Here is a 7,403-nt window from a genome sequence, read left to right as displayed (position 1 = left end):
ACACAATACACCTATTATGATATAATGTTTTATAAATTTTTTACCCAAAAATATCCCTCATTCATATATCTAATAAGTTAAATTTAACATAGAAATGAGGGATAAACCATTATATATTCTTATTTCTTATAATGTAGTGATTAATTGCTGTGAAAATAACTATACATGCAATTGAAATCCAAATTTGATATACCTTCATTGATATCATACCTTGATTTAATATTTTAGGTAAAAAGTCTAAAGGATTATATTTCATCATGTTTGCTAAATCTTCGCCAATTTTTGGTATAAATATGAATGCCTCAAATATATTAGGTAATAAAATCATACAAAGTATTGCAGCCGTATAAACAATGGCAGATTTACCTGTTAATAAATTTAATATATTTAATAATGTGACATAGAAAACAATGATTAACATTAATACGCCTAACATTTTTAGATAATCAGTGAAACTTAACTTCCCTGCATCTATCATTGTCGATGATAACAATGTAAATAGTGTACCAAAAACAGCAAATATAATGACTACACCAACTACAGATAGTAATTTAGCATATAAATACTTAATTCGATTAGTTTTCGAATTTAAAAATAACTGTATTGTACCGAATTGCATATCACGTACAATCGTTCTAATAGCAAACATAAGTGCAACAAGTCCACCAAACATAATGAACATTGATAAAACAACTTGTGCATTGAAAGGTGCATCTAAAGTTTTAACTGAAATAATAACACCTACTGCAGGTATAATTGATAGTAAAAATCCTAAATATCCTAAAGGACTCTTGAAAATTCTTGTTAAGTCATATTTTACATGTTGTCCAATATTCATTATGCTTCAACTCCTTTATTAATATTAAAGTATTGATCTCTCAACGTTGTTTTATTATTTTCGATAAATTTCGGATAAATATTTTTATTGCCAAGCTCTTTTAATACGCCTTGATAATCTTGTAATGCTTCAACAGAGATTATTGATTCTTGCTTATTGCTTGCTACTACTTTGTACTTCATAGTAAGTATGTTAAGTGCTTCATTATAAACTTCTTGTACAAAAGTAAACTTCGTTACATACGTTGATTGATCTTTCATATTGTAATCTTCAACAATCGCGCCATCTTTCATAAACACTGTTCTGTCACATATTAGCTCTATATCTTCTAATTTATGACTAGAAATTAAAATTTTAATATTCAATTCTTTACTAACTCTTTCTAACGTCTTCAATACATCGATAGAACCATCTGGATCCATTCCATTTGTAGGCTCATCTAAAATTAAGTATTGTGGTTTGTTCATTAAAGCAACTGCTATTGATAACTTCTGTTTCATTCCCATAGAATACTTTTTAACTTTTTTATTGATATATGGTTTTATACCAAATGATTCTATTAATTGATTGATATATTGATCATCAACTTGTGTACCCAAAACATTTCTAAAAAAGTTTAAGTTATAATAGCCAGTTTTGTTCAAATATAATTTAGGATTTTCTATTAAATAGCCGACTTTAGTATTGCTTTCTTTACTAAAAGTACCATCATATTTAACAATATTTTCATTCATAATTTTCATTAATGTTGTTTTACCAACACCATTTTTTCCGATTAAACCTACAATTTGGCTTTCACCAAATTCAAAATCTATATTTTTTAGGACATGTTGTTTTCCGTAATGTTTCTGTATTTGAGTTAATTTCACAACTACTCACCTCTTCTTTAAATTGTAATAGTATTTTTACGTGCTTTATTAATAGCTAAGAAATAAGTTATAACAAATAATATAATTGAACAGCCTAAATATATTTCCATATCATATTGAGAAAATACTTCTGTATGGATATAGAACACGCCAATCAAATTATCTATATATTGAATCATGTTTGGGATAATAGCACCCACTATAATAATCCAAAATATAAGTGGGATTTTCAGCAATCTTTTATATTCAGCCAATGGTAATATCAAACTAACCGTTAACAAATTAGCAGATATATTCATGAACACACTTGTAAAGTCAATTGTGACTTCCATTCCAGATCCTTTAAATAATAAAGCTGTTGCTGATAATATTGCTAACGTAACTAGTGTTAATAGAATCAATATTATTGCTGTGAAATAATGAGCATTAATTACTGTTGATTGCTTTACTGGTAAGCTTAAAAATGTAAGCTCAGAATAATTTTCACTAATTCTTAAATAGAGATAATATGACCAAACTAAGAACACAATATGGATTGTTATGACTAATACACCTAAAATAGCAATTTTAAAGAAATTCTGTATTGGAATAACAATCAACAATGGTGACATCAATGTAATGCCTAACAATATAAATAAATATGGCTTTAATAAAACTAAGTTTCTATATAATATTGCTTTCATTTTATACCTCCATAAATATTTATTTTGTCATTTTTAGCTTTATGGATAGCCTTGTTGAACTGTATTATCCAAGTTGTCATAGCGATAATTAATAATATAGTTGGCAGGAAATACAAGTATATTTTCCATCCAAGTACATCAGCAAATGGATAAGAACGGTTTGAATAAATTCCAAAATAAAACATTGTAAAAACCACATACATTCCAACCAATATCCAAGCTCCAAACTGATTGTGATTAACTTGTGCAATTGTAGGATACACAATACTTAATGTAAATAAATTTGTGGCTACAATAAATATTGCTCCTTGTATAAATATCGTGTCTTGTTTATATATTGCAATAATGGTTACCATAACAAATGAAATAGTCGTCAATAATAAATTATATAAATAATGTGCTTTTACGATATCTATTTTGGAAATGGGTAAACTATTATAAAATATTTGACTACTTTGTTTATTCAAGAATATTGCATTATTAATACAGTGAACCGAAACAACTGCTATAAAATAAATAGGAACGAAATTAAACAGTCCATTTCCATTAACTGAAAATGTAAATTCAGAAAAGAAAGTCAAAATAAAGCACAATAAATATAATAAGTAATAGCCCTTTTCATATTGAAAATTCCGATAAAATATTGCTTTCATTTAAACCACTTCCTTATTGAATTTATCCTTTTCAATTCTTACCATGATATCTTCAATAGATGGTGTTTCAACAACGATGTCGTTTCCAAATAACTCTACAAATACGGAGCTTTGGTTTGTTAATCCAGAAAACCCAGTGTGAGTTTCTTTAATACTTATTAACAGTTCTCTTAATTCATCATCGAGTATAGCAGAATCACCTTTAATAATTTTATAACCTTCTATAAGTTCATCAACACTTTCATTAATAACGATTGAGCCATCTTTTAAGTACACAATGTAGTCGGCTATTTTTTCTAAATCTGAAATTATATGAGTTGAAAAGAAAATTGTTTTATCTTCATCAATTAATTCTTTTTGTAAAATTTCTAGTACTTCATTCCTCACAACAGGATCAAGTCCTGCTGTTGGTTCATCTAATATATAAAGCTCAGCATGATGACTTAAAGCGATTGCTAATGAAAGTTTCATCTTCATACCTGTAGAAAATTGTTTTATCTTTTGCTTATATGGAAGTTGAAATTGGTTCATATATTTTTGAAACATATCGTGGTCCCAATTTTTATAGTATTTGCTTACAACAGATTCTATTGTTTTTATGTTCCAATTCTCATACATGTAAAGTTCAGAATATACAAACCCAATTTTGTTTTTAATTTCAACTGGGTTAGCTGTTAAATACTCACCTAATAACTTTAAATCTCCGCTTTGTTCTTTTAACAAGCCCATTATTATGCGGATGATAGTTGTTTTACCTGATCCATTAGCTCCAATAAAACCTGTAACATAACCTTTTTTTACTTCAAAACTAATATTTTTTAGTTGAAGATTTTCAACTTTATAATTTAATTGATTAACTTCTATTGCATTAGCCACTTTATTCACCTTCCTCATATATCAAAGTAATAATTTCATTTATTTCTTTAACATCCATCCCTATTAATTTAGCTTGCTTTGTTAATTCTTTAGCTAAATCTTCAATAACAATAAACTGCTTTTCTTTCATAATGGATGGGTCTTGTGATTTAACGAAAGTACCTTTTCCTCTTATGGTTGTAACAAATTGTTCTTGCTCCAAATCAACATAAGCACGTTTAGTCGTGATTAAACTTACACCTAAATCACTTGCTAACTCTCTCATAGAAGGTAATGATTCACCAGGTTCTAGATTACCTTGAAGGATATGAGCTTTAATTTGTTCTTTAATTTGTTCGTATATTGGTTGATTGCTACTATTCTGTAAAAGAATCTTCATATGAAACCTCCCGACATTTCAAAGTGTGTATAAACAGTATATACACTATATACATAGTTGTCAACAAACCATCTTTTGTGGCCACACTTATCAGCAATTTTACCTAGAATTGCTTTTACTGATACCACTTAGTCACAGAATACCTTTATTCTCACAAGTCAGAAAAAATAAGAGCAAAAATTCAATGTTAACATTGAATTTTTGCTCTTATTAATTTTCCAGAACTTTTGTATCCGGACTACTTTGAATTTATTATTTTAAGTCGTGAATTGCGTTAGCGATTGATTCAAATACATGTTCAATATCTGATTTTTCGATACAACTAAATGCAATTCTAATGTCTGTTTTGTTTAAAGCAATAATACCAATACTATAGTTATTAATGAGATGTAATCTTAATTCTTCTGGGTCTACATCTTTTACTTTAACAGCCATAAAGTAGCCTGAATTAAATGCATACGGTGTCCACAATTCTTTATATGCATCACGATATGCAACTTCTTTAGTTACTTCATATCTTTCTTTCAAAATATTAATGTTTTGATCAATTTGTGATTGGAATGAAGGATCTTCCATTGCATGAATAATTGCTGTTTGGCTAGGTAAAGAACAACTAGATAAATTACTTCTAATTAATCCTTTTAATTTTGCTACTAATACATCTTTAACTTTCTCGTTCTTGCTGCCAAAAGTTAGGAACCCTACTCGGAATCCCCAAGCGAAATACTCTTTTGTTGCACCATCTATTTTGACTGGCATAACATTTTCATGGTCTAACTGTGTTAAAGCTGTAAACACAGATTGTTTATATACATCCTCAAAGAACAAGCCATAATAGGCATCATCTACTAATGTAATAACTTGTGTGCCTTTATCTGCTAATTTTTTAATTGATGCTACCATTTCCTCAACTTCTTTAACCACTGGCGTATAACCTGTTGGATTATTAGGGAAATTTAATACTAATACTACTTTTTCTTTATTATAATTCTCAAGAGCATTTTTGAAATATTCTAATGTAAAGCTTCCATCTTCCTCAAAAGCTTGATAAGTTTCAATATTAGCACTATGTCTTACACCAAATGCTAGTTTATAGTTACCCCAGTTATGTTCTGCTAACAAAATTGTATCTTGAGCATTTACAAATAAATCACCAGCTAATGATAAACCATGTGTTAATGCATTAGTGACTATTGGCTTAGAAATGTCATTAGAACTTAAATCAGGATTATCTTTTAAAATTTTCTTTTCCCAAAGTGTACGTAATCTCTCATCACCCTGTGGTGGAGAATAAGGGAAAATATCACTTGGATCTTGATCACCAAACTGATTATATAAAGCATCTGCGTACATGATACCTTCGTCAGTTGTAGCCATACCAATCGTAGCATTATATTTAGTGCCTTTTGCTTCACCAGATTGTGATAATATACCTTTTGGATAATAAATTGATTTACCTAAATCAGAAAGCATATCTAATAATACTGGATCTTCCTTTTTCAATTGTTCGTTCAATTCTAAAGCTAGTGGGTTCATAGAAAGTCATCCTCTTTCATTGTTATGATACCTCTATACTAGACGAGAATTATAAAAATTAAAAGCATGTTTACTAAATTTCATAATTTATTTTTAAAAGTACTTATCCTTTTGGATTACAATATAAAAATTGATATAATATAAATTAAGAAAAGGAGTCAATTTTATGTCTACAATTACAAAAGCTCTATTAGGATTAGCGATTGTCTCATTAATTATTGGATTAGGTTTTGAAATTAGCGGACAATCTGGTATTCAATTTACATTAGCATCCATTTTATTTTTAGTTGCTGCCTTCATTAGTAGAAGTAGTGATCGTAAAAAGAGCAATAAAAAGAAATAACAGGCTGGACAATTAAATGTCTCAGCCTGTTATTTTAATATTTCACTTTATTTCGTTTGCGATTAGATTTTGTAATACTTTTCCATTCTTGTTTCTTCTCTGAAGCTGCTTTCTTTGATACCTTAGATTCATTAAACGCTACTTCTCTGAGTAGCTTTAAATAATTGTCGTATCTACTTTGATCTAATTCACCACTTTTTATAGCTTCTTGAACTCTACATTCTGGTTCATTATCATGAGAACAATCTTTGAATTTACAATATTTTGCTAAATCCATAATATCTTCAAAACTATTCTCAATAACTTCTTTATCAGCTGATATCGAAAGACTTCTCATACCCGGCGTATCTATTATAATCCCATTAGGTTCAATGAAATATAATCCTCTATGAGTAGTTGTATGACGACCTTTACTGTCTGCATCTCTCGTTGAATTTACTTTTAATGTATCATTGCCTATCAAGTAATTAGCAATACTGGATTTACCCACTCCAGAAGAACCGACTAAAGTAGCCGTCATACCTTCATGAAATCTATTTTTTATTTGTTCTAAATTGATACCTTTAGTTACACTTGTTACGATAATTGGTATATCTTTCACTCTATCTTCTACAAGCTTTACCTTATCTTTATAATCCTCTATTGTATCCATTTTATTCAATATAATGACTGGGTTAGCTTTACTCTCATTTATTTGAATTATATATCTTTCTAATCGATTTAAATTGAAATCGTTGTCCAAACCCATTACGACAAATACTTCATCTAAATTTGTCGCAATATATTGATTTAGTGATTCATGTTTTTTTGATTGACGTTTTAATTCACTAATTCTCGGTAATATATCAATAATTAATTGAAAATCAGCTAATTCGTTAACTATTACCCAATCTCCTATTGCAGGAATAGAATTATTTTGAACTAATTTTTGTGTAATTTCTCCTTTACATTCACCTTTTGTTGTTAAAATTCTAAAATGATTTTGAGCAACAAGTGATATTCTTCCAAGTTGAAAGTCACTTGTAAAGTATTCTTCGAAAAAATCTAGCTGTTCTTTTTTGATGCCTAGTTGGTATAAATTCATTTAATTCCCCTTATAATTTATATATTAGGAATTATGGCCACCCATTCTTAAGTTATCTTGAAACAAGTTATTTAATACCATCATAAAACATCATCCTTTCAACTTTATTAACATTATTGTAAGGGAATACTTTATTATCAGC

9 protein-coding genes are annotated in these 7,403 nt (G+C 28.5%); 1 reads left to right on the top strand and 8 read right to left on the bottom strand.

Annotated elements, in window-relative coordinates; all coding sequences use genetic code 11:
• Positions 1 to 109: 109 nt before the first annotated feature.
• The 7 genes from CD129_RS10240 to CD129_RS10210 all read right to left on the bottom strand — a co-directional run bounded on the left by CD129_RS10240 (position 110) and on the right by CD129_RS10210 (position 5,834).
• Positions 110 to 838 (bottom strand): ABC transporter permease subunit, encoded by a 729-nt coding sequence (locus CD129_RS10240; RefSeq protein WP_115337249.1) that lies wholly within the window; start codon positions 836 to 838, stop codon positions 110 to 112.
• Entirely contained in the window at positions 838 to 1,707 is an 870-nt protein-coding gene (gene pmtC, locus CD129_RS10235) for a phenol-soluble modulin export ABC transporter ATP-binding protein PmtC (RefSeq protein WP_115337248.1), read from the bottom strand. The genes CD129_RS10240 and pmtC overlap by 1 nt, the downstream gene beginning before the upstream one ends.
• A 17-nt stretch (positions 1,708 to 1,724) precedes the next feature.
• Positions 1,725 to 2,390 carry a phenol-soluble modulin export ABC transporter permease subunit PmtB gene (pmtB, locus tag CD129_RS10230; RefSeq protein ID WP_115337247.1) on the bottom strand — a complete coding sequence of 222 codons (666 nt, stop codon included), beginning with the start codon at positions 2,388 to 2,390 and terminating at the stop codon, positions 1,725 to 1,727.
• Positions 2,387 to 3,043: an ABC-2 transporter permease gene (locus CD129_RS10225; RefSeq protein ID WP_115337246.1), complete on the bottom strand. Its 657-nt coding sequence runs from the start codon at positions 3,041 to 3,043 to the stop codon at positions 2,387 to 2,389. The genes pmtB and CD129_RS10225 overlap by 4 nt, the downstream gene beginning before the upstream one ends.
• A complete protein-coding gene (gene pmtA, locus CD129_RS10220; RefSeq protein ID WP_107509888.1) occupies positions 3,044 to 3,937 on the bottom strand; it encodes a phenol-soluble modulin export ABC transporter ATP-binding protein PmtA in 894 nt (297 codons plus the stop codon).
• On the bottom strand, positions 3,921 to 4,298 hold the full coding sequence (pmtR, locus tag CD129_RS10215) for a PSM export ABC transporter transcriptional regulator PmtR (protein ID WP_078358546.1): 378 nt from the start codon (positions 4,296 to 4,298) through the stop codon (positions 3,921 to 3,923). Before pmtR ends, pmtA begins: the two co-directional genes overlap by 17 nt.
• A gap of 252 nt (positions 4,299 to 4,550) precedes the next feature.
• Positions 4,551 to 5,834 carry an aminotransferase class I/II-fold pyridoxal phosphate-dependent enzyme gene (locus CD129_RS10210; protein WP_115337245.1) on the bottom strand — a complete coding sequence of 428 codons (1,284 nt, stop codon included), beginning with the start codon at positions 5,832 to 5,834 and terminating at the stop codon, positions 4,551 to 4,553.
• A gap of 166 nt (positions 5,835 to 6,000) precedes the next feature.
• Between CD129_RS10210 and CD129_RS13240 the strand changes: the two genes are divergently transcribed.
• The gene (locus CD129_RS13240) at positions 6,001 to 6,177 is read left to right on the top strand and encodes a hypothetical protein (protein ID WP_170167693.1); all 177 of its coding nucleotides are present in this window, start codon (positions 6,001 to 6,003) and stop codon (positions 6,175 to 6,177) included.
• Positions 6,178 to 6,211: 34 nt separating this feature from the next.
• Here CD129_RS13240 and rsgA read toward each other — a convergent pair whose 3' ends face one another.
• Positions 6,212 to 7,261, bottom strand: coding sequence for a ribosome small subunit-dependent GTPase A (gene rsgA / locus CD129_RS10205; RefSeq protein ID WP_115337244.1), 1,050 nt, complete (start codon positions 7,259 to 7,261; stop codon positions 6,212 to 6,214).
• Positions 7,262 to 7,403: the final 142 nt, after the last annotated feature.

It is taken from the genome of Mammaliicoccus fleurettii (assembly GCF_003970575.1).
Taxonomy (GTDB): Bacteria; Bacillota; Bacilli; order Staphylococcales; family Staphylococcaceae; genus Mammaliicoccus; species Mammaliicoccus fleurettii.
This window is presented reverse-complemented; position numbering and strand designations above follow the sequence as displayed.

Bases quoted from the DNA above. Each gene is read 5' to 3' on its own strand.
- CD129_RS10240 (WP_115337249.1), bottom strand. From the start codon at position 838: ATGAATATTGGACAACATGTAAAATATGACTTAACAAGAATTTTCAAG.
- CD129_RS13240 (WP_170167693.1), top strand. From the start codon at position 6,001: ATGTCTACAATTACAAAAGCTCTATTAGGATTAGCGATTGTCTCATTA.
- CD129_RS10210 (WP_115337245.1), bottom strand. From the start codon at position 5,834: ATGAACCCACTAGCTTTAGAATTGAACGAACAATTGAAAAAGGAAGAT.
- rsgA (WP_115337244.1), bottom strand. From the start codon at position 7,261: ATGAATTTATACCAACTAGGCATCAAAAAAGAACAGCTAGATTTTTTC.
- pmtA (WP_107509888.1), bottom strand. From the start codon at position 3,937: ATGAGGAAGGTGAATAAAGTGGCTAATGCAATAGAAGTTAATCAATTA.
- CD129_RS10225 (WP_115337246.1), bottom strand. From the start codon at position 3,043: ATGAAAGCAATATTTTATCGGAATTTTCAATATGAAAAGGGCTATTAC.
- pmtR (WP_078358546.1), bottom strand. From the start codon at position 4,298: ATGAAGATTCTTTTACAGAATAGTAGCAATCAACCAATATACGAACAA.
- pmtB (WP_115337247.1), bottom strand. From the start codon at position 2,390: ATGAAAGCAATATTATATAGAAACTTAGTTTTATTAAAGCCATATTTA.